Source organism: Nocardioides ungokensis, assembly GCF_013466985.1.
GTDB classification, from domain to species: domain Bacteria; phylum Actinomycetota; class Actinomycetes; order Propionibacteriales; family Nocardioidaceae; genus Nocardioides; species Nocardioides ungokensis.
This window is the reverse complement of the sequence record NZ_CP059164.1, coordinates 2106247-2121883: the sequence shown is the minus strand read 5'-3', so window position 1 is coordinate 2121883 and position 15637 is coordinate 2106247. Positions and strand designations below refer to the sequence as shown.

10 protein-coding genes, 7 pseudogenes and 1 riboswitch are annotated in these 15637 nt (G+C 72.6%); of the genes and pseudogenes, 9 read left to right on the top strand and 8 right to left on the bottom strand.

From position 1 onward, the window contains the following. Positions 1-2: 2 nt before the first annotated feature. Positions 3-329 (bottom strand): hypothetical protein, encoded by a 327-nt coding sequence (locus H0S67_RS10465; protein ID WP_180936522.1) that lies wholly within the window; start codon positions 327-329, stop codon positions 3-5. Positions 330-487: 158 nt separating this feature from the next. Between H0S67_RS10465 and lpdA the strand changes: the two genes are divergently transcribed. The 4 genes and pseudogenes from lpdA (at position 488) to sucB (ending at position 3735) form a co-directional block, all read left to right on the top strand. Continuing rightward, entirely contained in the window at positions 488-1876 is a 1389-nt protein-coding gene (gene lpdA / locus H0S67_RS10460) for a dihydrolipoyl dehydrogenase (protein WP_246355279.1), read from the top strand. Between the two features lie 49 nt (positions 1877-1925). Then, positions 1926-2093, top strand: a pseudogene (locus H0S67_RS24995) (biotin/lipoyl-containing protein); the annotation flags it as partial. 268 nt (positions 2094-2361) lie between these two features. Further along, positions 2362-2517 (top strand): annotated as a pseudogene (locus H0S67_RS24990) (biotin/lipoyl-containing protein); the annotation flags it as partial. 310 nt (positions 2518-2827) lie between these two features. Then, a pseudogene (gene sucB, locus H0S67_RS24985) lies at positions 2828-3735 on the top strand (2-oxoglutarate dehydrogenase, E2 component, dihydrolipoamide succinyltransferase). 183 nt (positions 3736-3918) lie between these two features. On the opposite strand, the gene H0S67_RS26645 reads toward sucB, so the two are convergent. From H0S67_RS26645 to H0S67_RS28080, 5 genes and pseudogenes are all read right to left on the bottom strand, one after another. Beyond that, the gene (locus tag H0S67_RS26645) at positions 3919-4377 is read right to left on the bottom strand and encodes a ribonucleotide-diphosphate reductase subunit beta (protein WP_281369005.1); all 459 of its coding nucleotides are present in this window, start codon (positions 4375-4377) and stop codon (positions 3919-3921) included. Further along, positions 4331-4615: pseudogene (locus H0S67_RS28095) on the bottom strand (ribonucleotide-diphosphate reductase subunit beta); the annotation flags it as partial. The gene H0S67_RS26645 and the pseudogene H0S67_RS28095, both read right to left, overlap by 47 nt. 61 nt (positions 4616-4676) lie before the next feature. Then, positions 4677-4802, bottom strand: a pseudogene (locus H0S67_RS28090) (ribonucleotide-diphosphate reductase subunit beta); the annotation flags it as partial. A 296-nt stretch (positions 4803-5098) separates the two neighbouring features. Beyond that, positions 5099-5557, bottom strand: a pseudogene (locus H0S67_RS28085) (ribonucleoside-diphosphate reductase subunit alpha); the annotation flags it as partial. Positions 5558-5568: 11 nt separating this feature from the next. Next, positions 5569-7276, bottom strand: a pseudogene (locus H0S67_RS28080) (ribonucleoside-diphosphate reductase subunit alpha). Positions 7277-7472: 196 nt separating this feature from the next. Next, positions 7473-7686, bottom strand: a riboswitch (cobalamin riboswitch). Between the two features lie 91 nt (positions 7687-7777). Between H0S67_RS28080 and H0S67_RS10440 the strand changes: the two are divergent. The 3 genes from H0S67_RS10440 to H0S67_RS10435 all read left to right on the top strand — a co-directional run bounded on the left by H0S67_RS10440 (position 7778) and on the right by H0S67_RS10435 (position 12250). Further along, positions 7778-8671, top strand: a complete 894-nt coding sequence (locus tag H0S67_RS10440; RefSeq protein ID WP_180936520.1) for a TIGR01777 family oxidoreductase — start codon at positions 7778-7780, stop codon at positions 8669-8671. Positions 8672-8739: 68 nt separating this feature from the next. Continuing rightward, complete coding sequence (locus H0S67_RS24970; protein ID WP_246355278.1) at positions 8740-9111, top strand: hypothetical protein; 372 nt, start codon at positions 8740-8742, stop codon at positions 9109-9111. Continuing rightward, a complete protein-coding gene (locus tag H0S67_RS10435; RefSeq protein ID WP_246355277.1) occupies positions 9023-12250 on the top strand; it encodes an ATP-binding cassette domain-containing protein in 3228 nt (1075 codons plus the stop codon). The genes H0S67_RS24970 and H0S67_RS10435 overlap by 89 nt, the downstream gene beginning before the upstream one ends. Here H0S67_RS10435 and H0S67_RS10430 read toward each other — a convergent pair. Further along, positions 12235-12762, bottom strand: coding sequence for a hypothetical protein (locus H0S67_RS10430; protein ID WP_180936519.1), 528 nt, complete (start codon positions 12760-12762; stop codon positions 12235-12237). The genes H0S67_RS10435 and H0S67_RS10430 overlap by 16 nt on opposite strands. Positions 12763-13065: 303 nt before the next feature. Further along, positions 13066-13260: a hypothetical protein gene (locus tag H0S67_RS10425; RefSeq protein WP_180936518.1), complete on the bottom strand. Its 195-nt coding sequence runs from the start codon at positions 13258-13260 to the stop codon at positions 13066-13068. Between the two features lie 152 nt (positions 13261-13412). On the opposite strand from H0S67_RS10425, the gene H0S67_RS10420 reads away from it, so the two are divergent. Continuing rightward, positions 13413-13748, top strand: coding sequence for an alpha/beta hydrolase (locus tag H0S67_RS10420; RefSeq protein WP_180936517.1), 336 nt, complete (start codon positions 13413-13415; stop codon positions 13746-13748). Positions 13749-13772: 24 nt separating this feature from the next. After that, complete coding sequence (gene lipB / locus H0S67_RS28075) at positions 13773-15554, top strand: lipoyl(octanoyl) transferase LipB (RefSeq protein WP_425489911.1); 1782 nt, start codon at positions 13773-13775, stop codon at positions 15552-15554. The last annotated feature ends 83 nt before the right edge of the window (positions 15555-15637 follow it).

The window sequence follows — 15637 nt, the reverse complement described above, 5'->3', positions numbered from 1 at the left end:
CCTCAGGCGCCGCCCTGCAGCTTGCGGCGCCGGTTGTAGTCGCGCATCCGTTGCGGGATGCCCACGACGGCCGCGTCGTACGACGGCACCTGGTGGCTGTTGCAGAACTTGTGCGCCCAGTCGATGGACGGCACGCGGCGCCGGGTCCACTCGCCGTCGTGGGCGACCAGCAGCAGCGTGACGTCGCTGACCGCGGTGCGGGGCTCGACGAAGCCCTCGACGCCGTGGCGGGCGCCGACCCACTCGTGCAGGTGCTGCTCGTCGGCGCGGTCCGCGGCGCGCACCCGGGTCGAGCCCGTGCGTGCGGTGTCACGAGAGGGACGGCTCATGCGTGTGCGTGGCCCGCGTCGGAATCGGTCGAACAAACCCATGCCTCCGATTGTGCCTCGTCAGCTACTCGCCAGTCGTCAAGGCCGGTGTGGACACGATGGACAGAAGTGCAAAGATGGGCCCGACATCCACCCCGAAACTTCTCGGAAGGACCAGCGTGGCCGACGCCGAATTCGACGTACTCATCCTCGGCGCAGGCTCCGGCGGCTACGCCTGTGCCCTGCGTGCAGCCCAGCTCGGGCTGACGGTCGGCCTGGTCGAGAAGGGCAATCTCGGTGGCACCTGCCTGCACGTCGGGTGCATCCCGACCAAGGCGCTGCTGCACGCGGCGGAGGTCGCCGACTCCACCCGCGAGTCCGAGCAGTTCGGGGTCCGCGCCACCCTCGAGGGCATCGACATGGCGGGCGTCAACTCCTACAAGGACGGCGTCGTGTCGCGGCTCTTCAAGGGGCTCAGCGGGCTGATCAAGTCGCGCGGCATCACCGTGATCGAGGGCAGCGGTCGTCTGACCGGCCCCAAGCAGGTCACCGTGGGCGACGCGACGTACACCGGCAAGAACGTCGTCCTCGCGTCCGGCTCCTACTCGCGCTCGCTGCCCGGCCTCGAGGTCGACGGCGAGCGGGTCCTGACCTCCGAGCACGCGCTGCGGCTCGAGCGCGTCCCGTCGTCGGTGATCGTGCTGGGCGGCGGCGTCATCGGCTGCGAGTTCGCCAGCGTCTGGAAGAGCTTCGGCGCCGACGTCACCATCATCGAGGCGCTCCCCCGCCTCGTCGCCGCCGAGGACGAGGCCTCGTCCAAGGTGCTCGAGAGGGCCTTCCGCAAGCGCAAGATCGACTTCCGCACCGGCACGCCCTTCCAGAGCGTCAAGCACACCGACACCGGCGTCGCCGTCTTCGTCGAGGGCGCCAATGGTGAGCAGAGCGTCATCGAGGCCGAGCTGCTGCTGGTCGCGGTCGGGCGTGGCCCGGTCACCGAGGGCCTGGGGTACGACGAGCAGGGCGTCGCCATGGACCGTGGCTTCGTGCTCGCCGACGAGCGGTGCCGCACCAACCTCGACGGCGTCTACGCGGTCGGGGACATCGTGCCCGGGCTCCAGCTGGCCCACCGCGGCTTCCAGCAGGGCATCTTCGTGGCCGAGGACATCGCCGGTCTCGAACCCCAGCCGATCGACGAGGCGGGCATCCCGCGCGTCACCTACTCCCACCCGGAGATCGCCTCCGTGGGCCTGAACGAGTCCAAGGCGGCCGAGACGTACGGCGCCGACGGGATCGAGACGGTCACCTACGACCTGAGCGGCAACGGCAAGAGCCAGATCCTCAAGACCCAGGGCTTCGTCAAGCTGGTCCGCCAGAAGGAGGGGCCGGTCGTCGGCATCCACCTCGTCGGCGACCGGGTCGGCGAGCTCATCGGCGAGGCCCAGCTGATCTACAACTGGGAGGGGCACGCCGAGGACGTGGCGCCGCTGGTCCGCCCACCCCCCCAGAACGAAGCACTCGGCGAGGCCCACCTGGCCCTGGCCGGCAAGCCACTGCACGCCCACTCCTGACCGAACCCACCACAGACTCCACACGAAGCGACGCGAGCGAAGGAACTCCATGGCTACCGAAGTCAATCTGCCGGCACTCGGCGAGTCCGTCACCGAAGGCACCGTCACCCGCTGGCTGAAGGAGGTCGGCGACACGATCGCGGTCGACGAGCCGCTGCTCGAGGTCTCCACCGACAAGGTCGACACCGAGATCCCCTCGCCGATCGCGGGCACGCTGCTCGAGATCAAGGCCCAGGAGGACGACACCGTCGAGGTCGGCGCCGTGCTGGCGCTGATCGGTGACGAGGGCGAGTCCGCCGGCGACGGCGGCGGTGCCGAGTCGTCTGCGGAGGAGTCGGAAGAGCCGCCGAGGACCAGGCCACCGAGGACCAGGCCGAGGAGGCCCAGGCCGAGGAGCCGGCCGCCGCTGAGGAGCCTGCCCCGGCCGGTGAGGAGGCCGAGAAGCCGGTCGCCGAGACCAAGCCCCCGGAGGCTCCGGCACCTCGGTGACGCTGCCCGCCCTGGGCGAGTCGGTCACCGAGGGCACCGTCACCCGCTGGCTGAAGTCGGTCGGCGACGAGGTCGCGGTCGACGAGCCGCTGCTCGAGGTCTCCACCGACAAGGTCGACACCGAGATCCCCTCCCCCGTCGCCGGCACGCTGCTGGAGATCAAGGTCGAGGAGGACGAGACGGTCGAGGTCGGCGCCGAGCTGGCCGTGATCGGTTCCGGCGACGCCGCCCCGGCCAAGCAGGAGGAAAGGCCCGGAGCCGGCCGAGGAGGAGAAGCCCGCCGAGCCCGAGCCCGAGCCCGAGCCCGAGCCGGCCAAGGAGGAGAAGCCTGCCGAGCCCGAGCCGGCGAAGGAGCCCGAGCCGGAGCAGGAGAAGCCCGCGGCCCAGCAGGCCCAGGCCCCGAGCACGCCCAGCACCCAGCCGTCCGACAGCGGCGACGCGTCGTCGTACGTCACCCCGCTGGTGCGCAAGCTGGCGACCCAGCACGACGTGGACCTCGCGACCGTGACCGGCACCGGTGTCGGTGGCCGGATCCGCAAGCAGGACGTGCTCGACGCCGCCAAGGCCAAGGAGGCTCCGGCGCCCGCGCCGGCCGCCGCTCCGCAGGCTCCGGCTGCCGCTTCCTCCGCGCCGGCCGCTGCGTCGACGACCCCGTCGCCGCTGCGTGGCAAGACCGAGAAGATGTCGCGGCTGCGCAAGATCATCGCGACCCGGATGGTCGACTCGCTCCAGACCTCGGCCCAGCTGACCCAGGTCATGGAGGTCGACGTCACCAACATCGCGCGGCTGCGTGAGAGCGCGAAGGCCGACTTCCTCGCCCGTGAGGGCGTGAAGCTGACCTACCTGCCGTTCTTCGCCAAGGCGGCGATCGACGCGCTCAAGGTCCACCCGAAGCTGAACGCCGCGATCGACACCGAGGCCGGCGAGGTGACCTACTACGACCGCGAGAACGTCGCGTTCGCGGTGGACACCGAGAAGGGCCTGCTCACCCGGTGGTCAAGGAGGCGGGCGACCTCTCGATCGCCGGCCTGGCCAAGAAGATCGCCGACGTCGCCGAGCGGACCCGCAACAACAAGATCGGGCCCGACGAGCTCTCCGGCGGCACCTTCACGATCACCAACCTCGGCAGCTTCGGCGCACTGTTCGACACCCCGATCATCAACAAGCCACAGGTCGCCATTCTCGGCCCCGGCGCGGTCGTCAAGCGTCCGGTGGTCATCGACGACCCGAACCTCGGCGAGACGATCGCGGTCCGCTACATGGTCTACCTGTCGCTGTCCTACGACCACCAGCTGGTCGACGGCGCGGACGCGGGCCGGTTCCTCAAGGACGTCAAGCAGCGCCTCGAGTCCGGCCAGTTCGAGGTCTGAGCACCCAAAGGACGCCCCGACGAGCTTGCTCGTCGGGGGCGTCCCTGCGTTTGCGCCACGCGACCCCCGCCGAGTGGGCGCAGGTTGACACGTCTGGGCGTCAACGAGCGCCGACTCGGCGTACTTCTGGCGTCAACGCGCGCCGACTCGGGTGCTTCTGGCGTCAACGAGCGCCGACTCGGCTCAGAAGTCGTCGTCGAACGACACCGAGCCGCTCACGCCGACCTGGTAGGCCGAGACCCGGCGCTCGAAGAAGTTCGAGAGCTCCTGGACGTCCTGGAGCTCCATGAACAGCAGCGGGTTCTTCGAGCCGTAGATCCTGGGCAGGTCGAGGCGCTCCATCCGCTGGTCGGCGACGTACTCGAGGTAGGAGCGCATGTCGGTCGTGGACAGGCCGGCCACGCCCTGGCCGAGCAGGTCCTCGGCGAACTGCGCCTCGGCGTCGACGGCCTCCATGACCATCTCCCGCACCCGCGCCGCGAGCTCGTCGTCGAAGGGTCGGGTTCCTCCGCGCGGACCGTGTCGACCACGTCGAAGGCGAAGGCCATGTGCATCGACTCGTCGCGGAAGACCCAGTTCGTCCCGACGCGAGCCCGTTGAGCAGGCCCCGCGAGCGCAGGAAGTAGACGTAGGCGAACGCACCGTAGAAGAAGAGCCCCTCGATGCAGGCGGCGAAGCAGATCAGGTTGAGCAGGAAGCTGCGCCGGTCCTCGCGGGTCTCCAGACGGCGTACGTCGAACAGCTCGTCGATCCAGCGGAAGCAGAAGTCCGCCTTGTGCTTGATCGAAGGGATGTTGTCGACGGCCGCGAACGCCTCGTGCCGCTCCTTCTCGTCGGGCACGTAGGTGTCGAGCAGGGTCAGGTAGAACTGGACGTGCAACCGCTTCCTCGAACAGCTGCCGGGAGAGGTAGAGCCGGCCCTCGGGCGAGTTCACGTGCTGGTAGAGGTTCAGCACCAGGTTGTTGGCCACGATCGTGTCGCCGGTGGCGAAGAAGGCCACCAGCCGCGAGACAAGGTGCCGCTCGGCCGCGGACAGCTTCGCGAGGTCCTTGAGGTCGGTGTGCAGGTCGACCTCCTCGACGGTCCAGGTGTTCTGATCGCGTCGCGGTAGCGCTCGTAGAAGTGCGGGTAGCGCATCGGCCGCAGGGTGAGGTTCATCCCGGGTCGAGCAGCAGCTTCTTCACATTCGTGTCGGTGGTCGTCGTCATTCGCAGGCCTCACAGGTCTCGGGTTCTCCAGGGAGCAGGCGACCGCCCCCGAATCGGACTGGGCGTCCGACAGGGCGTCCGGCACGGCGGCGCGGGCAGCCGCCACGGTGGTCTGCTGGATGCGCGTCGCGGGCCGCGAGCGCAGGTAGTACGTCGTCTTCAGCCCGGCCTTCCAGGCGTGGAGGTACATCGAGCTGAGCTTCCCGATGGTCGGGCTCTGCAGGAACAGGTTCAGCGACTGGCTCTGGTCGATGTACGGCTGACGCGCGGCCGCCATGTCGACCAGCGCCCGCTGCGGCAGCTCCCACGCGGTCCGGAAGAGGTGCCGGACGTCCTCGGGGATCGCGGCGATCCCCTGCACCGACCCCTCCTGGCGCTTGACCTGCTCGCGCACCTCGGTGGTCCACAGGCCGCGCGAACGCAGCTCACGGACCAGCGCCGCGTTGACCTGGAGGAACTCCCCCGACAGCGTCTCCCTCTTGAAGAGGTTGGAGACCTGCGGCTCGATGCACTCGTAGCAGCCCACGATCGAGGCGATGGTGGCCGTCGGCGCGATGGCCACCAGCAGCGAGTTGCGCAGCCCGTGCTCGGCGACCTGCTCGCGCAGGCGGTCCCACCGGTCGGTCAGGGTGGTGTCACCCCCCACAGGTCGGGCTGGAGGTCCCGCGGGCCGCCCGGGTGTCGGCGTACGCCGGGTGCGCGCCCTCTGCGCGGCCAGCTCCGCGAGCGCTCGAGTGCGGAGAGGTAGATCTCCTCGGCGATCCGGGTCGACAGCTCGCGCGCCTCCTCGGAGTCGAACGGCAGCCCCAGCGCGAAGAACACGTCCTGCAGGCCCATGCAGCCCAGCCCGACCGGACGCCAGCGCGGGTTCGACGCCGCCGACTCCGGGCTCGGGTAGTAGTTGATGTCGATCACCCGGTCCAGGTAGGTCACCGCCGTCCTCACGGTCGCGCGGAGCTTGTCCCAGTCCACGCCGTCCGGAGTCACGTGCATGGCCAGGCTGACCGATCCGAGGTTGCACACGGCCGTCTCGGCGTCGCTGGAGACCTCGATGATCTCGGTGCACAGGTTGGAGAGGTGTACGACGTTGCCGGGCACCGCGGTCTGGTTGCAGGTGCGGTTGGCGGCGTCCTTGAAGGTCATCCAGCCGTTGCCGGTCTGGGCCAGGGTCCGCATCATCCGCGCGTACAGGTCGCGCGCCCGCACCCGTCGTACGACGCGACCCGCGGCCTCCGCCGCCGTGTAGGCGCGCTCGAACTCCTCGCCCCACAGGTCGGGCAGCTCGGGGACGGCGTCGGGGTCGATCAGGCTCCACTCCTCGTCGGCCTCGACCCGGCGCATGAAGAGGTCGGGCACCCAGTTGGCCAGGTTGAGGTTGTGGGTGCGCCGGCGTCCTCGCCGGTGTTGTCGCGCAGCTCGAGGAACTCCTCGACGTCGGGGTGCCACGGCTCGAGGTAGACGCAGGCCGCGCCCTTGCGCCGACCGCCTGGTTGACCGCCGACACCGAGGCGTCGAGCGTGCGCAGGAACGGCACGATCCCGTTGGAGTGCCCGTTGGTGCCGCGGATCAGCGCGCCGCGCGAGCGGACCCGCGAGAACGAGATCCCGATGCCGCCGGCGAACTTCGACAGTGCCGCCACCTGCGCGTAGCGCGCGTAGATCGACTCCAGCTCGTCGCGCGGGCTGTCGACGAGGTAGCAGGACGACATCTGGGTGTGGCGGGTGCCGGAGTTGAACAGGGTCGGCGAGCTCGGCAGGTAGGCCAAGGAGGACATCAGGCGGTAGAGCTCGATCGCCTCGGCGGGCGTGGTGGCGAGCCCGCAGGCCACCCGCATCAGCCAGTACTGCGGCGTCTCGACGACCAGCCGGGTCTCGGGGTGGCGCAGCAGGTAGCGGTCGTAGACGGTGCGCAGCCCGAAATACTCGAAGCGCCGGTCGTGGGAGCTGTCGATCGCCTGGTCGAGCTTGCGCGCGTTGGCCTCGACGAAGCCCGCGGTGGCGTCACCGATCAGCCCCTCGAGGCGGCCGAGCCGCACCGACTGGCTGAACGACGCGATCTGCTGGCCGGCGACCTCCTTCTCGACGTACGCCGCCAGCAGCCGGGCGGCCAGTCGGGAGTACTCCGGCTCGTTGGCGGTCAGCTCCGCAGCCGTCTGGATCGACAGCCGGTCGAGCTCCGCGGTCGTGGCGCCGTCGTACAGCCCGGAGATCGTGCGGGTCGCGACGGTCAGCGGCTCGACGTGCGACAGGCCGTCGGCGCAGCGCTCGACCGCCCGGACGATCTTGTTCAGGTCGACCGGCTCCGTGTCGCCGTTGCGCTTGCGCACCACCATCGGGGCGCGGGTGGTGCTCGTGTCGGCACCGCCGGGTGGGGTGTGGATCTGGGTCATGTGCTGCTCTCTCCTCGCGAGCTCGCCGGATGCCGGGACCCGTGGGAGGAGGAGACGACGACGCGGGCACCGAACCCCGCGTGAGGGCGCGCCGTGCTGTCGTGCGACCCACCCGCGAGGTCCGCGACGTACCGCGCACGGTCGTGCGCGGGCGCTGGCAGGTCTTCGGACTCGTGGGCACAGCTCGCCCCCTACTGACCGTCGCTTCCCAGCTCCCCGAAGGGCGCCAGTGCTGTTGACGGCGTTCGTTCCCACTCACCGCTGCGGGGCAGTCCCGGACTCGCACCGGGTTCCCTCTTGCCCCGGACCGCCCCCTGCAGGCGACGCTCCGGACCAGCCCGAGCACCATATCCAGTGGTCGATCCGAATCTTCGGCACCACATGTTGTGTGGCGTGTCGGTCGCCTGTCGCGGGCTTGTTGGCAGGCCCTGTCAGGCTGTCGCCATGCGGATCGTGATCGCCGGCGCGTCCGGCTTCCTCGGGAGCAACCTCACCGACGAGCTGCAGGCGGCGCGGGGCCACGAGGTGACCCGGCTGGTGCGCCGACCAGCGACCACGCCGCGCGAGTCGACCTGGGACCCGTACGCCGGCACTTACGACCGCGACGTGGTCGAGGGCGCCGACGTCGTGGTCAACCTGGCGGGCACCCCCACCGCCGGCAACCCCCACTCGGAGAAGTGGGCGCGCGAGCTCCGGGAGAGCCGGGTGACGACCACGAGGGTGCTGGCCCGGGCGATCGCCGAGTCCGGCTCCCGGCCGGCGTTCCTCGCCGGCAACGGCATCTCCTGGTACGGCGACCACGGCGACGAGGTCCTCACCGAGGCCTCCGACAGCCGCGGCCACGCCTTGCTGACCGAGGTCACCCGGGAGTGGCAGGCGGCGACCGGGCCGGCGGCCGAGGCCGGTGCCCGGGTCTGCGTGCTGCGCACCTCCCCGGTGATGGACAGGCGCAGCGAGCCGCTCAAGGAGCTGCGCCGGATCTTCCGGCTCGGGCTGGGGGCGCGCCTGGGCGACGGGCGGCAGTACATGGCGATGATCTCGCTGCGCGACTGGGTCGGCGCCGTTGCCCACCTCGCCGAGCACCCGACGGCAGACGGCCCGTTCAACCTGTGCTGTCCCCGGACCCCGACCAACGCCGAGTTCACCAAGGCCCTCGCCCGCGCCGTGCACCGACCGGCCGCGGTGTTCGTGCCCAAGGCCGCCCTGCGGCTCGGCGCGGGGAAGATGGCGCCCGAGCTGCTGGGCTCGCTCAACGTCCGGCCCGCCGCGCTGACCGGGTCGGGCTACGAGTTCCGCGACCACGACGTCACCGCTGTCCTGGCGGCCGGCCTGGCCTGATCACGGCGGCCGCGGCCACGGGAAAATCGGGCGACGACCGTCGGCGCCTCCACGTAGCGTCGACCCCGATGACTCTCACGCAGGTCGACCCGGGCCGACTCGGCCAGACCAGGCCCTCACCGCCCGAGCCCGACCGCACCGTCGACTGGCGGCGGCTGCGCACACCCGTGGCCGTCTGGGCCCTCGCGTGCTCCGCCGTCGCCGCCGTCGGCACCTCGTTGGGCTCGCTGGTGGCGGGCCGGCTCGCGGAGCACGCGACGAGCACCCTGGTCTGGCTCCTGGCGGCCTGCGTCGTCGGGGCGGCCCTGCTCGACACCGTGGCCCGCACCATGTGGGCGGGCGTCGTCGACCGTGCCGAGGGCCGGCTGCGCGCCGACCTGCTCGACGCGGCGCTGCACCAGCCGCTCGCCGCCCTCTCCGCGCAGGCCGTCGCGAGGTGATGGACCGCGTCGACGACGACACCACGAGGTCGGCACCCTGCTGCGGCAGAGCGCCTGGCAGGCGATCCGGACCCTGCTGGCCTCCGGGCCGCTGTGGATCATCGCGAGCATCACGTGGTGGCCGGCGATCGTGCTGTTCCCGCTGGCCGGCCTGGCCGCCGTGGCCGTCGTACGCCCGCTGCTGCCCGAGATCTCGGCCCGCAAGGTCGAGGAGGAGGCGGCGTGGACCGACCACGCGGCCGCCATGGAGGAGGGCGTGGCGGGACGCGACGACCTGCGCGCCAGCCTGGGTCAGGGCCACATGGTCCGGCGTTGCACCCGCCTCGCGGCCGTCGTGCACGCCAGGTTCGCGACCGTGCTCGGCTTCGAGAGCAGGGTCGGCCGCCGGACCGGCACGCTGCTGCACGCCGTGCTGGCCGCCACGGCGCTGGTCGGGGTGGCGCTGGTCGTCGAGGGTCGACTCGACACCGCCTCCCTGGTGACGCTCTTCCTCGTCACCACGATGTTCGTCGGCCAGGTCGACATGCTGGCCCGGCACCTGCCCGACCTCCAGGCGGGCTTCGGCGCCGTGCTCCGCCTGCGCAGCATGCTCGGCGCCGAGCGCGAGGCGGCCGGCGGCGACGACCTGCCGGCCGGCTCGCTCGACGTCCGGTTCCGCGACCTGCACTTCGCCTACGAGGAGGGCCGCTTCGCGCTCCAGCACGTGGACCTCCACGTGCCCGCGGGCCACACCTGCGCCCTGGTCGGACGCACCGGGTCCGGCAAGTCGACCCTGGCCTCGTTGCTCTCCCGGGCCGTCGAGCCCGAGCGGGGGTCGGTGCTGCTGGGCGGAGTCGACGTCCTCGACGTCGACCTGCAGCGGTTGCGGTCGGCCGTCGGGGTGGTCACGCAGCGCACCGAGATCCTCGCCGGGACCCTCGCGCAGAACATCGCGCTCTTCCGCCCGGTCCCCCGCGCCGACGTCGAGAAGGCCGTCGCCGAGCTCGGCCTCGAGGCCTGGGTGGCCGGCCTGCCCGACGGGCTGGACACCCTGCTGGGCCCCGGCGGCACCAGCCTCTCCTCCGGTGAGGAGCAGCTGGTCGCCTTCGCCCGGCTGCTCGTCCGCGACGTGCGCGTGGTCGTGCTCGACGAGGCCACGGCCCGCATGGATCCGGTCACCGAGGCCCAGGTGGTGCGCGCCGCGGAGCGCCTGCTCGCCGGTCGCACCGGCCTGCTGGTGGCCCACCGGCTCTCCACGACCGAGCGCGCCGAGCAGGTCGCGGTGCTCGACGGCGGCCGCGTCGTCCAGCACGGGCCTCGCACCCGCCTGGCCGGTGAGCCCGGCCCGTTCCGCAGCCTGCTGGACGCAGCCGCCGAGGACGAGTCGGCGCCGCCGGAGGACGCCCCGGCCACGACCGCTGCGGTCGGCACCGCCCGGCGCACCGGCCAGGCCCCCGAGCCCCCGCGGCTGCGCGAGGTCCCCGGGCTGCCCAGGGCCACCCTGTCCGCGCTGCTGGTCGAGCCGCGATGGGGGCTGGCCGGCATGGCCCTGTTCCTGGTCGCCGCACTCTCCGGTGCCTTCGGCGCGCTCACCGGCTGGATCTGGGGACACCTCGTCGTCGCACTCCAGGACGGCCGCACCCCGATCGCGCTCACGGCCGCACTCGTGACGTCGCTGCTGGTCTCGCCGCTGGTGCTCGCCGAGGCGTTCCGCCGCTATCCCCGCTGGTGGATCTCGGTGATGCTGCGGGTCCGCACCTCCGTCCTCTTCGGACAGACGGCCCAGCACCGGCTGGAGCGGACCCCGCCGGGCGAGGTCGTCGCGCGCGCCATGGACGCCGACCGCCTGGTGCGGTACGCCGACCGCTGGGTGGACTTCATCAACGGGCTCCTGATCGTCGCGGTCACCGCGATCGCCGCCCAGAGCCTGCTCGCCGGCGGCGTCCTCCTCGCGGTCATGCTGGCGTCGTCGCTGGCCTCCTCGCTGGGCCGCCGGGTTGCCGGCCGGTCCGCGGCGGCGTCCGCAGCGGCGCGGGCCGCGTTCGGCCGCTCGCTGGTCTCGGCGCTGGACTCGGTGCGGACCGTCAAGCTGGCCGCCTCGACGCCCAGCGTGCACGCCCACCTGCGCGAGGTCGACGGTGGCCGGGTGGATGCAGCGGTCCGGGAGCACCGGGTCCAGGCCATGCTCGACGGCGTCCCGATCGTGATGGTCCAGTGCGGCGTGGTGACCGCCTGGGCGGTGCTGGTCGCCGGTGGCTGGGGCCTCGCCACCGCCCTGCTGGTGGCAGCCGCGGTCAACGGGTTCGACTGGTTCGGTCGGGTCGCCGGCTCCGTCATCACCGAGGCGCCCGGCACCCGCGCGTGGATGCAGACCACCAGCCGGCTCGCCGGTGGCGGTGACCTGATGCACCTGCCGCCGGGGGTCGACCTGGTGCAGGGCTCGGCGCCGGCCCCGGTGCCCGGCCCCCGGGAACCGCTGCGCAGCCTGGAGCTCGTCGGGGTCGCGGCCGTCCACGACGACGGGACGGTCGGGATCAGCGACGTCGACCTGACCATCGAGTCCGACGAGCTCGTGCTCCTGCTCGGCCAGGTGGGGTCCGGCAAGTCCAGCCTCCTCTCGGCGATGGCCGGTCTGGTGGCCAGCACCGGCGAGATCCGCTGGAACGGCGAGCCCGTCGCCGACGCCCAGGCGTTCCTGCGCCCCGGGCGGGTCGCCCACGTCGCCCAGGTGCCGCGGGTGCTCTCGGGCACCTTCGTCGACAACGTCCTGCTCGAGCACGCCGACCGGACGCTGGGCCCTGCCCTGGAGACCGCTCGGCTGTCCCCCGACGTCGAGGCAGCCGGCGGCGCCGAGGCCCTCGTCGGGCACCGGGGTGTCCGGCTCTCCGGGGGCCAGGTGCAGCGGCTCGCGCTGGCCCGCGGACTCGCCTGCGACGCCGAGCTGCTGCTGGCCGACGACGTCTCCTCGGCCCTGGACGCCGCGACCGAGGTCGAGCTCTGGTCCGCGCTGCGTCGGCGCGGGGCCACCGTCGTGGGCGCCACGTCGAAGCGCGCAGCACTCGCCCAGGCCGACCGGGTCGTGGTGCTCGTCGAGGGGCGCGTCGCCGCTGTGGGGCCGTGGACCGACCTCTCCGGCACCTGGGGTCACCTGGCCGGCTGACCCCGCTCCCGGACGGCGGACACGCGCCACCGCCCCATCCCGTCCGGACGTCGCAGGACGACGGTCCGCGTCGAGGCTGCGTCCCGAGGCAGGGGAACCCGGGTCCCCGGACCGACCGCGACCGCGTCGGCAAGCCGGTCGGTCACGACCACCACCAGGCGTCGTGACGACCGGGCGCGCACGTCGGCGGCGAGCACCTGCATCCGCATTCCGTGCACACGCAGTCCGCGACGGTCCCAGGCGGCCAGCATCGCCAGGTCGCGGCGGCCCGCTCGCGAGCCGGGCACGTAGAGCCGCCGCAGGGCCGCCAGGTCCCCGCGCGCCCACGCCCGGGCACGGCGGCGGTCCCACGCGTGCAGGGCGGCGAGCGGGTCACGCTCGTCGGACGCCGCCGCCGGTCGGGGCGCGGCCTCGGGCCCGGCTGCCAGACCGACCAGCACGACCGCAGCGGTGCCGACCACGGACACGACGAGCAGGGCGAGCAGCGCACGGGGCAGGATGAGCCGGTCCATGGGGTCATTCCATCCTCGTTCGGCGCGTCCGCCGCCGGTTGTCCACAGGTGCCCTGCAGACTGACCGCCGTGACCGAACGACGCCTGGGACGCCGCGCCCTGATCGTCGGCGCCGGGGCTGTCACCGCGGCCGCGGCGGCCGGCGCCGTCGGTGTCGAGCAGGGGGTGCTGCCCGGCCGTCCCTGGGTCCAGGCGCACCTGGGGCTGAACGGCCCGGCCGGGGTGGTCCCCGACGTCGCGCCCGGTCCGGTCGTCAGCGGCTCGTTCGTGTCCGAGCACCGGCTTGGAGCCGAGACCGGGTGGTCACTGCTCCGGCCGCCCGGCCGGGCCGGGCGGGGCGCCCTGCCGCTCGTCGTCGCCCTCCACGGGCTCGGCGAGGACCACGCCACGCTGGTGGGGCCGCGGTTCGGGCTGGACCGCTTCCTGGCTGCGGCGGTGCGTCGCGGCGTACCTCCGTTCGCGATCGCCACCGTCGACGGCGGCACCTCCTACTGGCACCGGCGGCCCGACGGGGAGGACGCCTCCGCGATGGTGGTCGACGAGCTGCTGCCGGTGCTGGCCGACCAGGGCGTGCGGACGGGGACTTTCGGGCTGATCGGCTGGTCCATGGGGGGTACGGCGCCCTGCACCTCGCCGGCAGCACCTCCCGGGTGCCGGTGGTGGTGGCCTCCAGCCCGGCGCTGTGGACCGACCCGGCGGAAGCGTCCCGCAGCGGCTTCTCGGACGAGCGGGAGTACGACGCATACACCGTGGTGGGCCACCAGGCCGACCTGGACGGGGTGGCGGTCCGCATCGACTGCGGCACCGGCGACCCCTTCTACCGCGACGTTCAGGACTACGTCGGCGGGTTCCCGGACGGGGCCGGGGTGACGAGCACCTTCGAGCCGGGCGCCCACGACGCGGCGTACTGGCGCCGGATGCTGCCCGCCCAGCTCGCCTTCCTCGGCCAGCGGCTCCCCGGCGCACCTGAGGAGCCCGGCGTCTGAGGAGCCCGGAGTAGGGTCGGGGCCGTGAACGACCTGACCTTCCGGGCCGTCGGGCTCGGCGACGCAGCGGTGGACTACCTCGCCGCGTGGGACCTCCAGCGCGACCTGCACGCCGCGGTCGTGGCGGGAGAGCAGCCCGACACCGTCCTCCTCCTCGAGCACCCCCCGGTCTTCACCGCCGGCAAGCGCACCGACCCCCACGAGCGCCCGGCAGACCCTGGCGGCGCCGCGGTGATCGACGTCGACCGTGGCGGCAAGATCACCTTCCACGGCCCGGGTCAGCTGGTCGGCTACCCCATCGTCACGCTGCCCGACCACGTCAAGGTGGTCGACTACGTGCGGCGGGTCGAGGAGGCGCTGATCGCGGTCTGCACCGACTTCGGGGTGACCACCGCACGCGTGCCCGGGCGCAGCGGCGTGTGGCTCCAGGCGGACGCGAACGGCCCGGAGCGCAAGATCGCCGCCCTCGGCATCCGGGTCAGCCGCGGCGTGACGATGCACGGCTTCGCCCTCAACTGCGACGTCGATCTGGGGTGGTACGACCGCTTCGTGCCGTGCGGCATCTCCGACGCCGGGGTCACGTCACTGAGCCGCGAGCTCGGCCGGGACGTCACGGTCGAGGACGTGCTGCCCAGCGTCGAGCGTCACCTCGCGGACTACCTCGCGTGGGCGGACTACACCCCGACGCCGGACTACGAGCCGCGGCCCGAGCCGGCCCGAGTCCCCCGCATCGAGCTCCTCTCCCCGGGGCCTGACGGCGCGTCCTGCCACGACCTGGCGACTTTGCTTGTCAGGATCTCCCACCGTGCCCGCCCGGTCCCGGGCGGCACGAGGGGGGAGACGGACATGAGTGAGCTCGTCATCGAGACCACGGGGCTGCGCAAGGAGTACCGCACCCGGCGCGGGGCTCTGCGCGTGGCGGTGCAGGACCTCGACCTGGCGGTGCCCCGTGGCGGGGTCCACGGGTTCCTGGGCCCGAACGGCTCCGGCAAGACGACCACGATCCGGATGCTGCTCGGGCTCGCCCGTGCCACCCGCGGGTCGATGCGGCTCTTCGGGGAGCCGGTGCCCCGGGCGCTGCCCCAGGTGATCGGGCGGGTCGGCGCCGTGGTGGAGTCGCCGAAGTTCGCACCCAAGTTCACCGGGCGGCAGAACCTCCAGCTCCTCGCCCGATCGATCGACGCACCGAACAGCAGGGTGGACGCGGCGATCGAGACGGTCGGTCTGACCGGCCGGGACCGGGACCGCTACAAGTCCTACTCGCTGGGCATGAAGCAGCGCCTCGCCATCGCGGCGACGCTGCTCAAGGAGCCGCAGCTGCTGATCCTCGACGAGCCCACCAACGGGCTCGACCCCGCCGGCATCCGCGAGATCCGCGACACCATCCGCGACCTCGGCGACGACGGGGTGACCGTCCTGCTGAGCTCGCACATCCTCGGCGAGGTCCAGCAGGTGTGCACCTCGGCGACCATCATCGGCAACGGCAGGATGCTGGCCAGCGGGCGCGTGGACGACCTGCTCGGCTCGGGTACGGCGTACCGCGTCAACGTGCCGGACGCCGCCGCGGCCGCGGGCGTCCTGGAGCGCGCCGGCTTCGAGGTCTCGACGAACGTCGGCGCCCGCCGGGCTACCGAGCTGGCGGTCGACTCGGGCAGACCACCGGAGGAGATCACCCGCGTTCTGGCCGAGGCCGGTATCTGGCTCTCCGAGCTCAGCCCGGTCCGCGCCGACCTCGAGACGGTCTTCCTGGAGCTGACCGCGGCCGACACCCTCGGTCGCGCGACCGCCGAGGCAAGTGCGCGATGAAGGCGCTGATGAGGGTCGAGCTCACCCGGCTGCGCTGGCGTCGCGCCGTGGTCCTGCTGGTCGCCGCGTGCGTGCTGGTGCCC

Bases quoted from the DNA above. Each gene is read 5' to 3' on its own strand.
- H0S67_RS10430 (WP_180936519.1), bottom strand. From the start codon at position 12,762: ATGGACCGGCTCATCCTGCCCCGTGCGCTGCTCGCCCTGCTCGTCGTG.
- H0S67_RS24970 (WP_246355278.1), top strand. From the start codon at position 8,740: ATGACTCTCACGCAGGTCGACCCGGGCCGACTCGGCCAGACCAGGCCC.
- H0S67_RS10465 (WP_180936522.1), bottom strand. From the start codon at position 329: ATGAGCCGTCCCTCTCGTGACACCGCACGCACGGGCTCGACCCGGGTG.
- H0S67_RS10440 (WP_180936520.1), top strand. From the start codon at position 7,778: ATGCGGATCGTGATCGCCGGCGCGTCCGGCTTCCTCGGGAGCAACCTC.